16 protein-coding genes are annotated in these 19,826 nt (G+C 35.7%); 15 read left to right on the plus strand and 1 reads right to left on the minus strand.

Going from position 1 to position 19,826, the window contains the following annotated elements; translation table 11 throughout:
- The first annotated feature begins 48 nt into the window (after nt 1–48).
- The 8 genes from trmFO to AC4BBX_RS01180 all read left to right on the plus strand — a co-directional run bounded on the left by trmFO (nt 49) and on the right by AC4BBX_RS01180 (nt 8,925).
- Nucleotides 49–1,356, plus strand: a complete 1,308-nt coding sequence (gene trmFO / locus AC4BBX_RS01145) for an FADH(2)-oxidizing methylenetetrahydrofolate--tRNA-(uracil(54)-C(5))-methyltransferase TrmFO (RefSeq protein ID WP_490454652.1) — start codon at nt 49–51, stop codon at nt 1,354–1,356.
- A gap of 821 nt (nt 1,357–2,177) precedes the next feature.
- The gene (locus tag AC4BBX_RS01150) at nt 2,178–2,594 is read left to right on the plus strand and encodes a hypothetical protein (RefSeq protein WP_490454653.1); all 417 of its coding nucleotides are present in this window, start codon (nt 2,178–2,180) and stop codon (nt 2,592–2,594) included.
- Nucleotides 2,595–2,607: 13 nt separating this feature from the next.
- Nucleotides 2,608–4,026, plus strand: coding sequence for a flotillin family protein (locus AC4BBX_RS01155; RefSeq protein WP_490454654.1), 1,419 nt, complete (start codon nt 2,608–2,610; stop codon nt 4,024–4,026).
- 235 nt (nt 4,027–4,261) lie between these two features.
- On the plus strand, nt 4,262–5,173 hold the full coding sequence (gene xerC / locus AC4BBX_RS01160) for a tyrosine recombinase XerC (RefSeq protein ID WP_490454655.1): 912 nt from the start codon (nt 4,262–4,264) through the stop codon (nt 5,171–5,173).
- A gap of 35 nt (nt 5,174–5,208) precedes the next feature.
- Nucleotides 5,209–5,757 (plus strand): ATP-dependent protease subunit HslV, encoded by a 549-nt coding sequence (hslV, locus tag AC4BBX_RS01165; RefSeq protein WP_490454656.1) that lies wholly within the window; start codon nt 5,209–5,211, stop codon nt 5,755–5,757.
- A gap of 4 nt (nt 5,758–5,761) precedes the next feature.
- Nucleotides 5,762–7,159: an ATP-dependent protease ATPase subunit HslU gene (gene hslU, locus AC4BBX_RS01170; RefSeq protein WP_490454657.1), complete on the plus strand. Its 1,398-nt coding sequence runs from the start codon at nt 5,762–5,764 to the stop codon at nt 7,157–7,159.
- Nucleotides 7,160–7,173: 14 nt separating this feature from the next.
- Complete coding sequence (codY, locus tag AC4BBX_RS01175) at nt 7,174–7,959, plus strand: GTP-sensing pleiotropic transcriptional regulator CodY (RefSeq protein WP_490454658.1); 786 nt, start codon at nt 7,174–7,176, stop codon at nt 7,957–7,959.
- Between the two features lie 87 nt (nt 7,960–8,046).
- Nucleotides 8,047–8,925 carry an aldose 1-epimerase family protein gene (locus AC4BBX_RS01180; RefSeq protein ID WP_490454659.1) on the plus strand — a complete coding sequence of 293 codons (879 nt, stop codon included), beginning with the start codon at nt 8,047–8,049 and terminating at the stop codon, nt 8,923–8,925.
- A gap of 61 nt (nt 8,926–8,986) precedes the next feature.
- Here the strand turns inward: AC4BBX_RS01180 and plsY are convergent, their stop codons facing one another.
- The gene (gene plsY, locus AC4BBX_RS01185; RefSeq protein WP_490454660.1) at nt 8,987–9,619 is read right to left on the minus strand and encodes a glycerol-3-phosphate 1-O-acyltransferase PlsY; all 633 of its coding nucleotides are present in this window, start codon (nt 9,617–9,619) and stop codon (nt 8,987–8,989) included.
- Between the two features lie 89 nt (nt 9,620–9,708).
- On the opposite strand from plsY, the gene AC4BBX_RS01190 reads away from it, so the two are divergent.
- The 7 genes from AC4BBX_RS01190 (at nt 9,709) to AC4BBX_RS01220 (ending at nt 19,799) form a co-directional block, all read left to right on the plus strand.
- A complete protein-coding gene (locus AC4BBX_RS01190; protein WP_490454661.1) occupies nt 9,709–10,143 on the plus strand; it encodes a GNAT family N-acetyltransferase in 435 nt (144 codons plus the stop codon).
- 11 nt (nt 10,144–10,154) lie between these two features.
- The gene (locus AC4BBX_RS01195; RefSeq protein ID WP_490454662.1) at nt 10,155–10,571 is read left to right on the plus strand and encodes a CoA-binding protein; all 417 of its coding nucleotides are present in this window, start codon (nt 10,155–10,157) and stop codon (nt 10,569–10,571) included.
- Nucleotides 10,572–10,706: 135 nt separating this feature from the next.
- Nucleotides 10,707–12,722 (plus strand): DNA topoisomerase IV subunit B, encoded by a 2,016-nt coding sequence (gene parE, locus AC4BBX_RS01200; RefSeq protein WP_490454663.1) that lies wholly within the window; start codon nt 10,707–10,709, stop codon nt 12,720–12,722.
- Between the two features lie 11 nt (nt 12,723–12,733).
- Complete coding sequence (parC, locus tag AC4BBX_RS01205; protein WP_490454664.1) at nt 12,734–15,196, plus strand: DNA topoisomerase IV subunit A; 2,463 nt, start codon at nt 12,734–12,736, stop codon at nt 15,194–15,196.
- Nucleotides 15,197–15,463: 267 nt separating this feature from the next.
- The gene (gene pflB, locus AC4BBX_RS01210; RefSeq protein ID WP_490454665.1) at nt 15,464–17,743 is read left to right on the plus strand and encodes a formate C-acetyltransferase; all 2,280 of its coding nucleotides are present in this window, start codon (nt 15,464–15,466) and stop codon (nt 17,741–17,743) included.
- A 63-nt stretch (nt 17,744–17,806) separates the two neighbouring features.
- Nucleotides 17,807–18,574 (plus strand): pyruvate formate-lyase-activating protein, encoded by a 768-nt coding sequence (gene pflA / locus AC4BBX_RS01215; RefSeq protein WP_490454666.1) that lies wholly within the window; start codon nt 17,807–17,809, stop codon nt 18,572–18,574.
- A 301-nt stretch (nt 18,575–18,875) separates the two neighbouring features.
- A complete protein-coding gene (locus AC4BBX_RS01220; RefSeq protein ID WP_490454667.1) occupies nt 18,876–19,799 on the plus strand; it encodes a manganese-dependent inorganic pyrophosphatase in 924 nt (307 codons plus the stop codon).
- Nucleotides 19,800–19,826 lie beyond the last annotated feature (27 nt).

Here is a 19,826-nt window from a genome sequence, read left to right on the forward strand (position 1 = left end):
ATGTAAAAACGAAAAAAGATAGGATTGTTTTTTTATAAGGAGATTGTTATGAAAACAGTAAACGTCATCGGAGCAGGATTAGCCGGAAGTGAGGCTGCTTGGCAAATTGCTCAAGCGGGTGTTCCAGTTAATCTATTTGAAATGCGTCCAGTCAAATCCACAGAGGCTCATCACACAGGCAACTTTGCAGAATTAGTCTGTTCCAACTCTTTACGAGGGAATAGTTTAGCAAATGCAGTAGGTGTGTTAAAAGAGGAAATGCGCCGATTAGATTCAGTTATTATTACTTCTGCTGATGAAACGGCTGTTCCAGCAGGTGGAGCTTTAGCAGTTGACCGAGATTCTTTTTCTGAATTAATCACTAAGAGAGTTAAAGAACATCCTTTGGTGACGGTTGTGGCAGAAGAAATTACTGAAATTCCTGAGGGGATTACAATTGTTGCAACAGGTCCATTGACTTCAGCACCTTTAGCCCAAGCGATTAAAGATTTTAATGGTTCAGAAGGCTTCTATTTTTATGATGCTGCTGCGCCAATTATTGATAAATCAACAATTGATATGGATAAAGTTTACTTGAAATCACGTTATGACAAAGGGGAAGCAGCCTACCTAAATTGTCCGATGACTGAAGAAGAATTTGATGCTTTTTATGATGCATTAGTCAGCGCGGAAGTTGCACCACTGAAAGAATTTGAAAAAGAAAAATTCTTCGAAGGCTGTATGCCAATCGAAGTGATGGCAAAACGTGGGCGTAAAACTATGTTATTTGGACCGATGAAACCAGTTGGTTTAGAAGATCCTAAAACAGGCAAACGTCCTTTTGCGGTTATTCAATTACGTCAAGACAATGCTGTGGCAACTTTATATAATATTGTTGGTTTCCAAACTCATTTGAAATGGGGAGAACAAAAACGCGTTTTCCGTATGATTCCAGGTTTAGAAAATGCAGAGATTGTTCGTTATGGTGTGATGCATCGTAATAGCTTTATGAATTCACCAGAATTATTGCAAGAAACTTACCAATCTCGTTCAAGAGAAGACTTATTTTTCGCTGGTCAAATGACAGGGGTAGAAGGATACGTGGAAAGTGCAGCTAGTGGATTAGTTGCAGGAATCAATGCAGCTCGTTTAGCGAAGGGAGAAGAACCAATTACGTTCCCACAAGAAACAGCGATTGGAAGCATGGCGTATTATATTACACATGCATCAGGCAAACATTTCCAGCCAATGAATGCCAACTTTGGATTATTCCCAGAATTGCCAGAACGTATTAGAGATAAAAAATCCCGCTATGAAGCGATTGCTAACCGAGCGTTAGAAAGCTTGGAAAACAAAAAAGCTGAAATTAATAAATAATTTAAGACGAGACTCTTGCCAATCAAATGGGGAGAGTCTCTTTGCTTATAAAGCAAAACAAAAATAGAAATAGGTCCAAAAATTTGTAAGAAAGCAACGGATCCATCTCAAAAAGTTCTATAAGGGAATAACAATTATCTTTCTAATACATGCGCTAGGCTTACCTGACGAATTCTGTTTTTGTCGACCGTGGGAACAACTGGAGACGATAGTCTCCAGTCTGTCAAGCTTCAAACTGTAACTAATCGTAGTGCTAAGTTACAGTACCAAGTAGGTATTTTTCATCATCTACTCTGTCTTGCTACGCAAGTCAATCGTAGTGATTCAAAACAGTTCACATTGGCTTTTCTTTCACGGTGAAGGTTTCGTTACGCTAGATTCTTCCAACATTTCTGTAGGTTAACTGCTTGCGGTAAAAATAATGTCAGAAATTGTTGCATTAGATATCGCCTGTTAATCAATTTTCAGCGCAACGCAGAGCGAGGCTTGCGTTGTCGCCACGTCAAGAATTCAATGTGAACTACGCCCAGTTGCCAATTAATTGGTTACTGGGCGTGTGAAGCTTGAAAGCTACAAGACTACGGGCTTGGAGCGGTTCCGGGCTGACCTAAGCAAGACTCTCTCGCAGTGAAGCGTCAAGTTTGTGGTGAATGGTAAAAATCGCTAAGGGAATTTGTCATTTTTCAATATTTTATTTGTCCTTCAATGGTTAAGATAACATCATCTTTCTACGACTTAAGATGTATCTTTTGAAATTTCATTGAAGTGAAGCGCTGTATGCGATATCATTATAGTATAGAATAACCAAAGGAGGATTACCGATGTATCGAAGTTTTATGGAAAATATCTCTTGGTTACAAACAGAATCATTATTTGTTCGATTTTTAGTTTGGGTAATCCTAATGCTTTTAGTTGTTTTTATTTTGTACTTAATGTTTTCATTGTTATTTTTCCCGTTGATGTTATTTTACAACGTATTGACGGATAAAAATAAAAGTAACGCCTTAACGAAAGATGATTATCTTCTAGGTGAACTCACAACTCGTGTTTGTGGTTATTCAATCGGAGAGGTCATAGATGTTGGAAGCGGGACAGCCATTTCTTCTTATCCGGCTAAGCTTTTTAGGGAAGAAGATCGGAAAAATGATGTCTATCTGCCTACTGGTACAAGTGTAATCATTGTTGATTTTGATGAGCAAGGTGTTGCACTAGTCATTAAAAATAATCATAAGAAATAGGAGTGTGGTAAATGTGTTAGAGTTTTTAGGAAGCCCAATTTTTTGGGGAGTCATAGTCTTTGTCGCAGTTTTGTCCTTTTTGATGGTACGTTATCGGATCGGAAAACCCGATGAAGCTTTAATTGTTACAGGTTCATTTTTAGGAAAAGAAGGTATTAAAATTCTTAAAAATAGCGGAACCTTTGTCATTCCAATCGTTCAAAAAGCACATAAATTAAGTTTGTTGACTCATAAATTAGAGATTGGTACGCCGGAAGTTTATACCGAGCAAGGGGTTCCCATTTTAGCAAGTGCAACAGTATTAGTTAAAGTTGGTAACAGCGAAGAGTCAATTAAAACAGCTGCTGAACAATACTTAGGAAAATCAACTAGTGAATTAGAAGACGAAGCACAAGAAGTATTAGAAGGTCACTTACGCGCCATTTTAGGAACGATGACTGTTGAAGCAATTTATAAAAATCGTGATGATTTTGCGGAACAAGTGCAAGAAGTGGCTTCCACAGATTTAAGAAAAATGGGCTTAGAAATTGTGTCGTTTACGATTAAAGATGTGACGGATCCTAATGGGTATCTAGATGCCTTAGGACGACCACAAATTGCGGAAGTAAAGAAAAATGCTGAAGTAGCTGAATCAAATGCTTTAAGAGAAACCCGTATCAAACAAGCAGAAAATGAGCAGTTAGCTCAACATGAAGAAATTCGTCGTAGAACAGAAATTTCTGAAGCAACAAAAGAAATGCAATTAAAACAAGCACAATACAAACAAGAACAAGATGTGGCAGTGGCAAAAGCAGAACAGATCGCCACTGGTGAAAAAATGAAAGTTCGCTTAATTGAACAAGAAAAAAATATTGAGATTCAAGATAAACAAGCGGAATTAAGCGAAAAAGAATTAAATGCAACCTTGCGTAAAAAAGCTGAAGCAGACAAATATGTTGCAGAACAAAATGCCTTGGCGGATAAAGCTCGTGAAATCGCTAAAGCAGAAGCAGAAGCCGAAAAAGTTCGTTTAGCAGCTGAAGCAGAAGCTCGTCGAATTGAACAAATCGGGGCTGCAGAAGCAGATAAAATTGCGAAAGTTGGACAAGCCGAAGCCGAAAGTAAAGAAAAAATGGCAGTTGCTTTACAAAAACTAAATGAAGCGGGTATTTTGATGGAATTCATCAAAGTATTGCCAGAAATTGCTAAAGAAGTGAACGCACCAATTAGTAATATCGAAAAAGTTGTTAGTTTTGGTGGCGGTGATGGTATCCATGAAATGGGTCAAGCAGGTCTTGCACGTACCTTTGAAACAATCAAAGAAACGACAGGTCTGGATTTAGTTGGACTTATTAATGACACAATGGCAACTAAGCAAGGAAACAAAGAAGTTGTTCAAGCTTTAGAAAATCGATACGATGAAAAAACAGTAGTTACAATGGAACAAGAATAGAATTAAACGTAGCTCACTGAACAGGAAAATGGCTGTTCAGTGAGCTTTTTATACATTTTTTCTTTAAAAAACACCAAATATTTAAATAAAGTATATTAAGAAAAAAATAATAATTTCGTGACAAAATTTCACAATTGCGAAGTTTCTTTGAAATATTGATTAAATTCTGACAATTCGATTGCTTTTTTCAAATAGATTATGCTACAGTTAAGGAAATCTTACTTGGAGGAAGTCTATGGATTCAAAGGATTGGGTAAAAGAATTTTTTCGCTATCTAAAAGTTGAAAGAGCTTACTCAGAGGAAACTTTGATTGCGTATAGTCGTGATATCGAGTCTTTTTTTGCTTTTCTTAAGGAAACAGGAGACAGCGATTTTGTGAAAGTAGATTATCGAGATGTACGTGTTTATTTAGCCTATTTAAATAATCATGAAAATAATTACAGTCGAAATACGATTAGTCGTAAAATTGCGAGTTTGCGTTCATTTTACCAATTTCTTCTAAAACAAGAAGTGATTGAGGAAAATCCTTTTTCTTATATTCATTTAAAAAAGAAGAGTATCAAGTTACCGCGTTTTTTTTATGAGAAAGAAATGGAAGCACTGTTTGAGAGTGTTGAAGGATCAGAACCTTTGCAACAAAGGAATCGTGCGTTATTAGAAGTGCTATATGGTTCTGGTTTACGGGTAAGTGAATGTGCGGGACTTGAATTAACCCATATTGATTGGGAGAGTGGTGTATTGTTTATTCGAGGAAAAGGAAACAAAGAAAGATATGTACCTTTTGGAGCCTATGCACAAGAGGCATTAACTACTTACTTTGAAGAAGGTCGTCGATTTTTAATGAATAAATTTGGCAAAGAACATTCTTTTGCCTTTGTGAATCGTTTAGGTGATCCAATTACAACGACTGGGATTGAATATGCTTTAAACCAAGTCATCCGAAAAAGTAGTTTGGATAGTCAAATTCATCCACATATGTTGCGTCATACCTTTGCCACACATTTGTTAAATAATGGTGCTGATATGCGTACAGTCCAAGAATTACTAGGGCATGCTAATTTATCTACTACTCAAATTTATGCCCATGTAACAAAAGAAAGTTTACAAAAAAATTATCGCCAGTTTCATCCAAGAGCAAGTAAGTGAATAGATGATTCACTTTTAAATACAGGAGGGAAAAATTGATGGAATCACAATTTCATTCAACAACAATATGCGCCGTAGAAAAAGACGGAAAGTTTGCTATGGCTGGAGATGGTCAAGTGACCATGGGAGAACAAATTGTTATGAAAGGAACTGCTAGAAAGGTACGTAGAATTTACAATGGTGAAGTAATTGTAGGTTTTGCTGGAAGTGTAGCAGATGCTTTTACCTTAGAAGAAAAATTTGAAGGAAAATTAAACGAATATAATGGAAATTTACAACGAGCTGCGGTCGAATTGGCGCAAGAATGGCGAACGAAACAATCTATGCAAAAATTAGAAGCTATGCTAATTGTCATGAATAAAGATGAAATGTTGTTAGTGTCAGGTACAGGTGAAGTAATTGCTCCAGATGATGGTATTTTAGCTATTGGATCTGGTGGAAACTATGCACTTTCTGCAGCTCGAGCAATGAAAAAATACGCGAGTGAACAATTAACTGCTAAAGAAATTGCTGAAAATGCCTTAAATATTGCAGCAGATATTTGTGTCTTTACAAACCATAATATTATTGTGGAGGAATGTTAAAACTATGATGAATCAAAATATATCACCCAAAGAAATTGTTGCTGAATTAGATCAATATATCGTTGGTCAACATGCAGCTAAAAAATCAGTGGCAGTCGCTTTAAGAAATCGTTATCGTCGTCTGCAATTAGATGAAGGGATGCAACAAGAAGTAACGCCAAAAAATATCTTAATGATTGGCCCTACTGGTGTGGGTAAAACCGAAATTGCTCGTCGTTTAGCTACTATTGTTAAAGCGCCATTTATGAAAGTCGAAGCAACAAAATTTACTGAAGTGGGTTATGTTGGTCGTGATGTTGAATCAATGGTCAGAGATTTAGTTGAAAATGCGATTCAAATTGTTCAAAAAGAACAATATAATCGTGTAAGAATTCAAGCAGAGAAAAAAGCCAATCGTCGTTTAGCTAAGATTTTGGTTCCAGGAATTAAAAAAGAACAAAAACAAGCTTCTAACCCTTATGAACAGATGATGAGCATGTTTAATGCTTCTCAAAAACCAGAAGAACCTAAAGAAGAGTTAACCGATGAAATTCGTGTGAATCGTCAAAGTATTTTCGAACAACTTGAGCGTGGCGTGTTAGATAGCCGAGAAGTGACGATTGAAACAGATGAACCTAAGTTACAAATGCCAGCTATGAATAATGGGCTAGAACAAATGGGAATTGACTTGAACGAAACTTTGGGAGCTTTACGTCCTTCTAAAAAAATTGAGCGCACCGTTACTGTTAAAGAAGCACGAGAATTATTAATTCAAGAAGAGTCTTCAAAATTAGTCAACGATGCTGATATTCATAGTGAAGCCATTCGTTTAGCTGAGTCAAGTGGGATTATTTTTATCGATGAAATTGATAAAGTAACCTCTAAATCACAACAGTCTGGAGAAGTTTCTCGTGAAGGTGTTCAAAGAGATATTTTACCAATTGTTGAAGGTTCTCAAATTAATACGAAATACGGTGCATTACAGTCAGACCATATTTTATTTATCGCTTCAGGTGCTTTTCATTTATCAAAACCAAGCGATTTGATACCAGAATTACAAGGACGTTTTCCAATCCGTGTAGAACTTGATGATTTAACGACTGAAGATTTTGTCAAAATCTTAAAAGAACCAAATAATGCTTTAGTGAAACAATATATCGCTTTATTGGAAACAGAAGACGTTCGTGTCACCTTTACACTGGAAGCTATCGAACGTTTAGCAGCAATTGCCTTCCAAGTCAACCGTGATACGGATAATATTGGTGCAAGAAGATTACACACAATTTTGGAAAAACTTTTAGAAGATTTATTGTTTGAAGCTTCAGATATGCAAATGGCGGAAATTACTATCACAGAAGCTTATGTAGATGAAAAATTGGGGGATATTGCTGAAGATCAAGATTTGAGTCGCTATATTTTATAAAAAAAGGAGAAAAAATGACTACATTACTAGAAAAAACAAGACAAGTGAATGAATTACTGCAGCAAAAAAATACTTTTAATACTGATTTAGATTTGCCTTACAATCAAATGGCGGATATTTTAGCGGATATTTTGGACAGTAATTCTTATATTATCAGCAACGATGGTAGTTTGTTAGGATTTAATGAAAAACACGATGTCAATAATGACCGTGTACGAAACATGTTTGTTGAGAAACAGTTTCCAAAAAATTATACCGATATGGTAGATAATTTACAAAAAACTGAGGCTAATATTCCAATAGATAGTGATATGACGGCTTTTCCGGTGGAATCAAGAGAATTATATCCTAATGGTTTAACCACAGTTGTCCCTATCTTTGGTGCTGGAGAACGATTGGGAACGATTATTCTTTCTAGAATAGAACATTCTTTTAACGAAGAAGATTTAGTGTTAGCGGAATACAGTGCAACTGTGGTGGGGATGCAAATCTTATATCAAACTTCTCGGAATATCGAAGAAGACATTCGTAGTGCAACTGCTGTTCAAATGGCAGTAAACACGTTATCTTACAGCGAATTAAAAGCTGTCCAAGCTATTTTTAATGCTTTAGAAGGAGATGAAGGACGCTTAACTGCTTCTAATATTGCTGATGAGATTGGTATTACACGTTCAGTGATTGTGAATGCATTGAGAAAATTAGAATCAGCAGGAATTATTGAATCTCGTTCGTTAGGAATGAAAGGTACTTATTTGAAGGTTCTGAATAATCGTTTTAAAGAAGAATTAGATAAAGCATAGACATCAAAAGATTTAGGTGATTTTTCAAAAGATGGCATTTATTTTCTTAATATACCAAAGATACTGCAGAAATAGGGAGGGAACAGAATGGACATAACAATTGAAACAGAGCACTTAACAGCAGTTGTTTCTACTGATGGAGCAGAATTAACTAGTCTGAAAAGTAAAGAAACAGATATTGAATACATTTGGCAAGCGGATCCCAAATATTGGAAAAGACATGCACCAGTATTATTTCCATTTGTAGGAGCTTTAAAAGATAATCAGTACACCTACCAAGGAAAAACTTATCAGTTATCTCAACACGGTTTTGCAAGAGACATGGAGTTTCAAGTAATTGAGCAGAATAAAGATAGTGTTCGGTTAATGTTAGAAAGTACCACAGCGACAAAAGAAGTCTATCCTTTTGATTTTAAACTAATCATTGCTTATGAACTAGGTGGAGACGGAATTGTTGTTAAATACTATGTGGAAAATCCTGCCGAAGAAGCAATGTATTTTTCTATTGGTGGTCATCCAGCATTTAATGTTCCTTTGGTTGATGATTTATCTTTTGAAGATTATTACTTAGAACCTTCTCCAATGAAATCACGGTTGATGTTACCTTTAAAAGATGGCTATGTGGATTTAGCCCAACGAACATTAGGTCAGACAAATACCAATATTGCTTTAACTAGAGAATTATTTAAAGTAGATACATTGATTTTTGAAACAAAAGGTTTAAATTCGTTTAGTATTCGAAGTGAGAAATCACCTCATAGTATCACATTAACCTATAATAATTTGCCTTATCTTGGTATCTGGGCCGGAAATTATGGATTGGAGGCACCTTTTGTATGTATTGAACCTTGGGAAGGTGTAGCCGATACTACTGACTCAACGGGTGAACTAACAGAGAAATTAGGCATTCGTAAGTTAGATGCAAAAGATACCTACGAAACAAAGTATGCAATAACGATTAAGTAAAAAAGAAGTTGTGACAAATATTTGTCACAACTTCTTAGACTTGAAAAAGTAAAATTATTTGTTATTTCTTTTTCGATTTATTTAAACCAAAAGGGACCTTATTCTCAGTACCGTCTTTGATTCGTTGGATATTTTCTTTATGACGATAAAAGATAAAGCTGCTCACACAGATGGCGATAATTGTCAGTAGCCAGTCATGTGTGGGTAATATTACGGGTGCGATATAAGGTAAGACAAAGGTAGACAATGTGATTAATGTGGCTGCAATCATACTACTTAAACTAACGATACTTGTAATAAAAAGAGTAATAACAAAAATAACTGTCGAATAGATGAAAAATAATGGCTGATACCCAAGTAGCATTCCGGCACTTGTTGCAACGGCTTTTCCACCTTTAAACCCTGCAAAAACAGGGAAAGTATGACCGATAATTGCAAAGACACCAAACCATAGAGGATTAATTCCTTGGATATTAAAAATCATGGGTAAGCAAGTTGCTAAAGTCCCTTTTAAAATATCCATTAGTAAAACGACAATCCCAGCATTTCGACCTAAAACTCTAAAAGTATTCGTCGTACCTGAATTTCCACTTCCAAATTTTCGGATATCTTTTTTATAAAAGAGCTTTCCAATCCATACACCCGAAGGAATAGAACCTAATAAATATGCAATAACAAATAAAATATACTTCATAATGACCAACTTTCTTTACAGTGCTAGAGCAATTTTATCATGAAAATTCCACTACAACAATAGGAATGATTTCTTTAGGAGGAAGATAGATGTATATGATTCGTAAAGCTGTTTTCGCAGACTTAGATGGACTGATAAAACTAAATGAAAATGAATTGGGTTATCAGCTTTCCGAAGTTATTGTTCAGAAGCAACTCAATAAAGTAATTGCTTCTGAAAGCCATCTATTGTTAGTTGCAGAGCTAGATGGCAACATTGTAGGATATGCTCATGCAAGTGAATATGATGTATTATATTTTGATTCTCTTTATAATTTATTGGGACTTTCCGTTCAAAGCGATTATCAAGGTCGCGGCATTGGGCGAGCTTTAATGAAAGCTGTTGAGGAAGCTGCAGTTTTGAAAGGGAAATCAGGTGTGCGAGTTAATTCTGGTGCACAACGAGAAGCTGCTCATCGATTTTATCAAGCCATTGGTTATCAAAAAATTAAACAACAGGCAAATTTTAGAAAAAATTTAATTTAGGAGGAATTGGTATGAGTTTTAAAAATCCAGAAGATCAAATGATTCAAAACTACTTAGCGGCGGCTAAAAATATTGCGGTTATCGGTTTGAGCAACAAAGAAGACCGTACTAGCTACAGAATTGCTCAATATCTAAAAGAAAAAAATTACAAAATTTTCCCAGTAAACCCGATTCTTGCAGGTCAAGAAATTTTAGGAGAACCAGTTTACGCCAGCTTAAAGGAAATTCCTGAAAAAATTGATATTGTTGATATTTTCCGTCGAGCAGAGTTTTTACCCGAGATTGCCAAAGAATTTATTGAAACGGATGCCAAAGTATTTTGGGCTCAATTAGGTATTGAAAGTCAAGAGGCTGCTGAAATATTAGCTGAGGCTAATCGTCATGATGTTGTTATGGATCGTTGTATCAAAATTGAATTAGAAAAATAAAAAATCATCAAGAAAAATTTCTAAGAACCAGCATTCTTAGAAATTTTTCTTGTCATCTTTTAATTTTTTTGCTTAGTTACTAGAAGATGATGTATAATGATTCGAGTAAATTCGAAGCTTAAAGGAGCGTTTGCGTTGGTAAAAAAACAAACCAATGAGTACAATGACTCTTCAATCCAAGTTTTAGAGGGATTGGAAGCAGTTAGAAAAAGACCTGGAATGTATATTGGATCCACTGATAGTCGTGGATTACATCATTTAGTCTACGAAATTTTTGATAATGCGGTAGATGAAGCACTTTCTGGTTATGGAAATGAAATTAGCGTGACTATTCATAAAGATAATAGTATTAGTGTACAAGATAGTGGAAGAGGAATGCCGGTTGGAATGCATGCTTCTGGTATTCCGACGGTCCAAGTTATTTTTACTGTCCTACATGCGGGAGGTAAATTTGGTCAAGGGGGTTATAAAACTTCTGGAGGCTTACATGGAGTGGGAGCCAGTGTCGTAAATGCACTTTCTAGCTGGTTAAAGGTTTCCATCGTCCGCGATGGTGTAGAATATCAACAAAACTTTATAGATGGCGGAAAACCTGAGTCAACACTAAAAAAAGTTGGTAAAACCAGAAAACCAAATGGAACCAATGTCCATTTCTTACCAGATGCTACTATTTTTTCAGTAACTAAATTTTCTTATAATACATTAGCAGAGCGTTTAAGAGAGTCTGCCTTTTTACTAAGAGGAGTGAAAATTTCTCTCACAGATTTACGTGAAGAAGAAGCGGTAGTGGAAGTTTTCCATTACGAAGATGGTATTAAAGAGTTCGTTAGTTATTTGAATGAAGAGAAAGATACCTTAACACCTATCGCATATTTTTCAGGTGAGCGAGAGGGAATTGAAGTAGAGATTGCTTTTCAATACAATGATGGCTATTCAGAAAATGTATTATCTTTTGTTAATAATGTTCGCACCAAAGATGGTGGTACACACGAAGTCGGCTTGAAAATGTCAATGACTAAGGCCTTCAACGAATACGCACGTAAGGTAAACTTGTTAAAAGAAAAAGACAAAAACTTGGAAGGTAGTGACTTCCGAGAAGGATTAGCGGGGATTTTATCCGTTCGTATTCCTGAAAATCTATTGCAGTTTGAAGGGCAAACCAAAGAAAAATTAGGAACACCAATCGCTCGTAGTGCAGTAGATAACGTTCTAGGGGAACAGCTAGGTTTTTATCTACAAGAAAACAGCGATATGAGCCAGATGCTCGTTCGTAAAGCAATTAAGGCTAGAGAAGCCAGAGAAGCTGCCAGAAAAGCCCGTGAAGAAAGTCGGACAGGGAAAAAACGTAAAAAAGGTGAATCTTTATTATCTGGGAAATTAACACCTGCTCAATCTAGAAATCCACAAAGAAATGAATTGTATTTAGTGGAGGGAGATTCTGCCGGTGGCTCAGCGAAACAAGGCCGTGACCGCAAATTCCAAGCTATTTTGCCTTTACGTGGGAAAGTAATCAATACCGAAAAAGCTAAAATGCAGGATATTTTGAAAAATGAAGAAATCAATACGATGATTTATACCATTGGTGCTGGGGTAGGACCTGAATTTTCAATAGAAGATTGTAATTATGACAAAGTAATCATCATGACCGATGCGGATACCGATGGTGCTCATATTCAAGTCTTGTTATTGACATTCTTTTATCGTTACATGAAGAAACTAATCGAAGCAGGCAAAGTCTATATTGCCTTGCCTCCACTATATAAAGTATCCAAAGGCTCTGGGAAAAAAGAAGTGGTTGAATACGCTTGGACTGATGAAGAATTGATCGAAGTTACTGCAAAAATGGGTCGAGGTTACATGCTTCAACGTTATAAAGGTTTGGGTGAAATGAATGCAGAGCAACTTTGGGAAACAACCATGGATCCTGAAACTCGGACACTGATTCGTGTCAGAATAGGTGATGCTGCCCAAGCAGAAAGACGAGTGACTACTTTAATGGGTGACAAAGTGGAGCCACGAAGAAAATGGATTGAAAAGCATGTTCAGTTTAGTCTAGAAGAAGAAGGTAGTATTCTTGATAAAAAAGAAATAAATCCTTTGATGGAAGAAAAGGCTGTATCAGAAATAAAAGAAATAAATTTATTTGATTAGGAGGTGGTCTCTTGGAACAAGAAAAGAATATACAAGAATTAACATTAGAAGAAGTGATGGGAGATCGCTTTGGTCGCTATTCAAAATACATTATTCAAGAGCGTGCATTACCAGATATTCGTGATGGTTTAAAACCTGTACAACGCCGAATTCTTTATGCGATGAATAAAGACGGCAACACTCATGAAAAAGCTTTTCGTAAATCTGCCAAATCAGTCGGAAATATCATGGGGAATTATCATCCTCATGGAGACAGTAGTATTTATGAAGCAATGGTTCGAATGAGTCAAGACTGGAAGTTAAGAGAAATCTTAATTGAGATGCATGGAAATAACGGAAGCATGGACGGAGATCCACCGGCTGCAATGCGTTATACCGAAGCGAGATTGTCTGAACTTAGTGGGGAACTTTTAAAAGATATTGAGAAAGAAACAGTAGAATTTGTTTGGAACTTTGATGACACTGAAAAAGAACCCACTGTTTTACCAGCAAAATATCCCAATTTGTTAGTGAATGGTTCTACTGGAATTTCGGCAGGTTATGCCACTGAAATTCCTACACATAATTTGGAAGAAATTATCAATGGAACAATCTATTTAATTGACCATCCACAAGCCAGTTTGGATAAATTAATGGAATATATTCCAGGGCCAGATTTTCCTACTGGAGGCATTCTTCAAGGGAAAGAAGAAATTAAAAAAGCTTATACTACAGGTAAAGGGAAAGTTATTTTACGTTCTAAAACGAAAATTGAGTCAATTCGTGGTGGCAAACAACAAATTATTATTAGTGAAATTCCATATGAAGTAAACAAAGCCAATCTAGTGAAAAAAATGGATGAAGTCCGTTTAAACAAGAAGGTTGAAGGGATTGCAGAAGTACGTGACGAAAGTGATCGTACTGGTCTACAAATAGTTGTTGAACTCAAAAAAGATGTAAACGCTGAAGGTATTTTAAACTACTTGTTTAAAAATACTGAGTTACAGATTAACTATAACTTTAATATGGTAGCTATTGATGAGATGCGTCCACAACAAGTCGGATTGAAACGAATTTTAGAAAGTTATATTAAACACCGCCGAGATGTCGTGTTAAAGCGTAGTCAATATGAGCTGAACAAAGCAGAAAAACGTCAACATATTGTAGATGGCTTAATCAAAGCCCTGTCTATTTTAGATGAAGTGATTGCTACCATTCGTGGAAGTAAAGATAAAAAAGATGCGAAAAATAATTTGATTATTCAACATCAATTTACCGAAGAACAAGCAGAAGCAATTGTTACTTTACAATTATACCGTTTGACGAATACAGACATTACTCAACTAAGAGAAGAAGCGGATACTCTGACTAATTTAATAGCAGAGTTAAAAAATATTATTAATAATGAAGCAGAGTTATTAAAAGTTTTGAAAAAAGAGCTTCGAGAAGTGAAAAAACAATATGGTCAAGCACGTTTAACTGAAATTAAAGATGAAATTGAAGAAATCAAAATTGAAACAGAAGTTTTAGTTGCTCAAGAAGACGTAGTAGTGACGGTAACTCATGAAGGTTATATTAAACGCAGTAGTTTGCGTTCTTATGCTGCCTCTAAGCCTGAAGAATTAGGCATGAAAGATGGGGACTACGTTTTATATAGTGCCCAAGCAAATACTTTGGATCATCTTTTGCTTGTCACTAATAAAGGAAATGTCATTTATCGACCAATTCACGAATTACCTGACATGCGTTGGAAAGACATTGGGGAACATATTTCTCAAACGTTATTGAATTTTTCGATTGATGAGTCAATTCTAGCTGTTTATACTTATAAAGACTTGGATCCGTTAAAGAATTTTGTCTTAATCAGTAAAGAAGGATTAATTAAACAGACTAGAATGACAGAATTTGAACCATGGCGAACCTATAAGAGTCGACCATTACAAATGATTAAATTTAAATCTGCTACTGACGAATTAACGAATGTCTTTTTAGTGAATCAAGAAGAGCAAATGGATGTTTTCTTAGCAAGTCATCTTGGTTTTGGTTTAAGGTTCTCATTACTCGATGTTCCTGTGGTTGGACCTAAAGCTTCAGGCGTTAAATCAATGAATTTAAAAGATGAAGATTACGTAGTAAATGGACTTTTAGTTTATCCAGAAGGAGATACGCCTGTTGTAATCATTACGCAACGGGGTGCTGTAAAACGCATGCTCGCACAAGAATTAAATCAATTAGGTCGTGCAAAACGAGGATTAATGATACTAAGAGAACTTAAGAAAAACCCACATCGGATTATTTATATGGGAGAAGGGCATAATCAACAACTTCGGCTTCAAAATCAAAAAGGAGAAGAGCGAATTATTGAAACAAACAGTTTCCCAATAAATGATCGGACATCGAATGGATCTTTTGCAATGGATGAAAAACAAGGAGAAATTCTCTCTGTGATTCAATTTACTGATCCAGCCATAACAAACGGTGGTACTGTTCTATAAAATTATTAAAAAGAGAAACTCTGTATTGATACAGAGTTTCTCTTTTTTTATGCTTGTTCACTAAAAATTATTTGAAAAATAAAGTATTTGATAAATGTTTCACATTTTATAAACAGCTTTAAATAAGTGTTTTTTCGTATTTTTCTAAATAATACATCTTAATTGTTCAATAATATTTATGAAAATGGTTGCAAAGATTTGTTTGTGTGTTATACTATTCACGTAGAGCTGTTACAATTAGTGGACAGAAAATAAGGAGGAACACAAATGGCTTCAGTTACAAACAAAACAGAAAAACTTAACAAAGCTTGGGACGGTTTTAAAGGTGGTCTATGGCAAAACGAAATTAACACACGTAACTTTATTCAAGCGAACTACACTGAATACCGTGGTGATGATAAGTTTTTAGAAGGTATTGCTCCAAGTACAGACAAATTATGGACAAAACTACAAGAACTGTTTGATGTACAACATGAAAAAAATGGTGTTTACGATATGGATACGAACATCCCATCAACACTAACCTCTCATGAACCTGGATATTTAATTAAAGAAGAAGAAAAAATTGTCGGTTTACAAACAGATGTGCCATTAAAACAAGCTTTCCAACCATTTGGTGGGATTAATATGGCGAATAATGCTTTGGTTTCTAATGGTTTTGAAGCAGATGAAGAGATGACAAAAATCTTTACTGAATATCGTAAAACACATAACCAAGGTGTTTTCGATGTTTACACTCCTGAAATGCGTTTAGCACGTAAAAACAAAATCATTACAGGTCTTCCAGATGCTTATGGTCGTGGACGTATCATTGGTGACTATCGACGTATCGCCTTATATGGTGTAGATTTCATGATGGAACAAAAGAAAAAAGATCATGATAATGTTGGTAACAAAGTTATGACAGACGATGTGATTCGTTTACGTGAAGAAATTAGTGAACAATATCGTGCATTAAATGATTTGAAGAAAATGGCTGCTTCATACGGATTTGATATTTCTCGTCCGGCTGAAAATGCTCAAGAAGCTATTCAGTGGTTGTACTTTGGTTATCTTGGGGCGATTAAATCTCAAAATGGTGCTGCAATGTCAATTGGACGTGTTTCAGCCTTTTTAGATATTTATATCGAACGTGACTTAGAGCAAGGGTTAATTACTGAATTTGAAGCTCAAGAAATGATTGATCATTTGATTATGAAATTGCGTATGGTTAAATTTGCTCGTACACCAGAATACAATGAATTGTTCTCTGGTTATCCAATTTGGGCAACTTTATCTATTGCAGGAATGGGTATTGATGGTCGTTCATTAGTAACTAAGAGTGATTTCCGTATCTTGCATACGCTAACAAATATGGGACCTTCTCCAGAACCAAACTTAACTGTTCTATATTCTTCTCATTTACCAGAAGCTTTCAGAACCTATGCATCAAAAATTGCGAAAGAAAGTTCTTCTATCCAATTTGAAAATGATGATTTATTACGTGAAAACTGGGGTTCTGATGACTGTGCAATTGCATGTTGTGTATCTGCAACAGTTATGGGTAAAGATATGCAATTCTTTGGTGCCAGAGCAAACTTGGCTAAAGCAGTCTTATACGCAATCAATGGTGGCGTTGATGAAAAAACTAAAATGCAAGTGGCTCCTAAATTCCGTCCAATGGAAGGTGATGCTTTAGACTACCATGAATTCATGGAACGTTTTAAAGACACTATGGATTGGTTGGCAGAGTTATATGTGAATACATTGAATGTGATTCATTACATGCATGACAAGTATGCATACGAAGCTGTTCAGTTAGCAACGATGGAATCAGACTTACAGCGTACTTTTGCAACTGGTATCGCAGGAATTTCTCATGCTACAGATAGTGTAATGGCAATTAAACACGGAAATGTTCAAGTAATTCGTGATGAAAATGGTATGGCAGTTGATTATGTTCCTCAAAACGAATTTCCAACTTATGGAAATGACAATGAGGAAGCAGATGCCATGGCGAACTGGATTGTAGATTATTTCATGACACAAATTAAACGTCAACATACTTACCGCAATTCAAAACCAACAACTTCATTATTAACAATTACTTCAAATGTGGTTTATGGTAAAGCAACTGGTAATACTCCAGACGGACGTCGTGCTGGAAAACCTCTTGCACCAGGTGCCAACCCATCTTATCAAGATGGTAAATTCTTAGGTGAGAAAAATGGTTTGTTGGCTTCATTAAACTCTACTGCACGTTTAGAATACACACATGCATTAGATGGGATTTCTAATACACAAACAATTAACCCTAACGGATTAGGTAAAGATGAAGACACAAGAGTTAACAACTTGCGTAATGTGATGGATGGCTACTTTGACAAGGGTGGTTATCACTTAAATGTGAACGTGTTTACTAATGAATTATTATTGGATGCACAAAAAAATCCTGAAAAATATCCAAACCTAACGATTCGTGTTTCTGGTTATGCAGTTAAATTCCGTGACTTGACTCCAGAACAACAAGCGGATGTTATCGCAAGAACTTCACACGATAAATTATAAGCGACTAAAAACGAGAGGGTGGCATCAGTGTCACTCTCTTTTCTAAAGAAAGAGGGACTTTTTATGACAACTCCAGTAATGGGCAGAATTCATTCTACGGAAAGTTTTGGAACGGTAGATGGACCGGGTGTCCGTTTTATTGTTTTTACACAAGGGTGTCGAATGCGTTGTCAATTTTGCCATAATCCAGATACATGGAAAATCAATGATCCGAAAGCTTCTTTGCGGTCAACGGATGATGTTCTTGAAGAAGCAAAAAAATATAAAGCTTATTGGGGAGATAAAGGCGGGATTACCGTTAGTGGTGGTGAACCTTTACTTCAAACGGAGTTTTTAATTGATTTATTTAAAAAGGCAAAAGCACAAGGGATTCATACGACGCTTGATACTTGTGGTAAACCATTTACAAGAGAGGAACCTTTCTTTAGTCAATTTGAGGAATTAATGAAATATACGGACTTGTTACTTTTTGATATCAAACACATTGATAACGATGCCCATAAACAATTGACGACACAGTCCAATGAAAATATTTTAGAAATGGCTAAGTATCTTTCTGAAATTGGTAAACCTGTTTGGATTCGTCACGTCTTAGTTCCACAAAGAAGCGACTACGATGAATTTTTGATTCGTCTAGATGAATTTATCAAAACTTTAGATAATGTAGATAAGGTGGAAGTGTTACCTTATCATACGATGGGTAAATACAAATGGGATGAAATGGGGTTAAAATACCCGCTAGAAGGAATTGAGCCTCCGAAAAATGATCGAGTAGAAAATGCGAAAAAGCTCTTGCATATTGATGAATATACAGGTTATTTAACACACTAATTAAGAAAAGTCATGATTGGAAATAAAACGCTTGTCATTTAGTTGATAAGTTGAAGTTTTGTTTTTGCTTCATGGCTTTTTGATGTGTGAGTGTAAATGGTGGTCACATAAAAGAATGATAAGGGACTAAAAAACGACCAATTTCCAGTTCATCCGTTTGGAAGTTTTAAGCTTTATTTAGATTCGATAATAATTCATGACTGAGTAAGATAATTTTATCAATCAAGACTTAGAAAAGGATGGAAATATTCAAGTGATTTTGCTATGATTAAAAGTGAATTGAAAGATTGGAGCGAAGAATATGTCAAAAATTTTAGTCTTTGGACATCAAAATCCTGATACCGATGCAATTGGGGCTGCAATTGCTTTTGCAGAGCTACAAAAAGCGTTAGGTAAAGAAGCGGAAGCAGTAGCTTTAGGTACACCAAATGAAGAGACACAATTTGCATTAAATCATTTCGATGTAGATGCCCCTCGTGTTGTTGAAAAAATTGCTGGAGAAACTTCAGATGTTATGTTAGTAGACCACAATGAATTTCAACAAAGTGTATCAGATATTGTCAAATTAAATGTATTATCAGTTGTCGATCATCATCGAATTGCCAATTTTGAAACAGCTAATCCATTATATTATCGCGCAGAACCAGTAGGCTGTACGAGTACAATTATTTACAAAATGTACCGAGAGAATAACGTTGAAATTCCAAAAGCAATTGCAGGAATGATGTTATCTGCGATTGTCTCAGATACTTTATTATTCAAATCACCTACTTGTACAGACGAAGATGTGCACGCAGCACAAGCGTTGGCCGAAATTGCTGAAATAGAGTTAGAAGTATATGGTTTAGACTTGTTAAAAGCAGGAACGAATTTAAGTGATAAATCAGTTGAAACTTTATTGGATTTAGACGCAAAAAGTTTCCCAATGGGTGATAAAAATGTGCGAATTGCACAAGTAAATACAGTTGATTTAGCGGAAGTATTTGCTCGTCAAAATGAACTTGAATCGGCGATGGAGCAATTGAATAGTGAAAATAGTTATGACTTATTTTTACTAGTAGTGACCAATATTTTAGATAGCGATTCTGAATTATTAGTTGTAGGAGAACCGAAAGAGAATGTTGAAAAGGCCTTTTCTGTGGCGTTAACAAACAACCGAGCCTTCTTGCCGGGTGTTGTGTCTCGTAAAAAACAAGTTGTTCCACAATTGACAGAAACGTTTTAATGAAAAAAGAAGACACTTCAGAGCAGT

Source organism: Enterococcus sp. AMC1157 (assembly GCF_058216555.1).

Bases quoted from the DNA above. Each gene is read 5' to 3' on its own strand.
- trmFO (WP_490454652.1), top strand. From the start codon at position 49: ATGAAAACAGTAAACGTCATCGGAGCAGGATTAGCCGGAAGTGAGGCT.
- AC4BBX_RS01150 (WP_490454653.1), top strand. From the start codon at position 2,178: ATGTATCGAAGTTTTATGGAAAATATCTCTTGGTTACAAACAGAATCA.
- xerC (WP_490454655.1), top strand. From the start codon at position 4,262: ATGGATTCAAAGGATTGGGTAAAAGAATTTTTTCGCTATCTAAAAGTT.
- hslU (WP_490454657.1), top strand. From the start codon at position 5,762: ATGATGAATCAAAATATATCACCCAAAGAAATTGTTGCTGAATTAGAT.
- codY (WP_490454658.1), top strand. From the start codon at position 7,174: ATGACTACATTACTAGAAAAAACAAGACAAGTGAATGAATTACTGCAG.
- AC4BBX_RS01180 (WP_490454659.1), top strand. From the start codon at position 8,047: ATGGACATAACAATTGAAACAGAGCACTTAACAGCAGTTGTTTCTACT.
- plsY (WP_490454660.1), bottom strand. From the start codon at position 9,619: ATGAAGTATATTTTATTTGTTATTGCATATTTATTAGGTTCTATTCCT.
- AC4BBX_RS01190 (WP_490454661.1), top strand. From the start codon at position 9,709: ATGTATATGATTCGTAAAGCTGTTTTCGCAGACTTAGATGGACTGATA.
- AC4BBX_RS01195 (WP_490454662.1), top strand. From the start codon at position 10,155: ATGAGTTTTAAAAATCCAGAAGATCAAATGATTCAAAACTACTTAGCG.
- pflB (WP_490454665.1), top strand. From the start codon at position 15,464: ATGGCTTCAGTTACAAACAAAACAGAAAAACTTAACAAAGCTTGGGAC.
- pflA (WP_490454666.1), top strand. From the start codon at position 17,807: ATGACAACTCCAGTAATGGGCAGAATTCATTCTACGGAAAGTTTTGGA.
- AC4BBX_RS01220 (WP_490454667.1), top strand. From the start codon at position 18,876: ATGTCAAAAATTTTAGTCTTTGGACATCAAAATCCTGATACCGATGCA.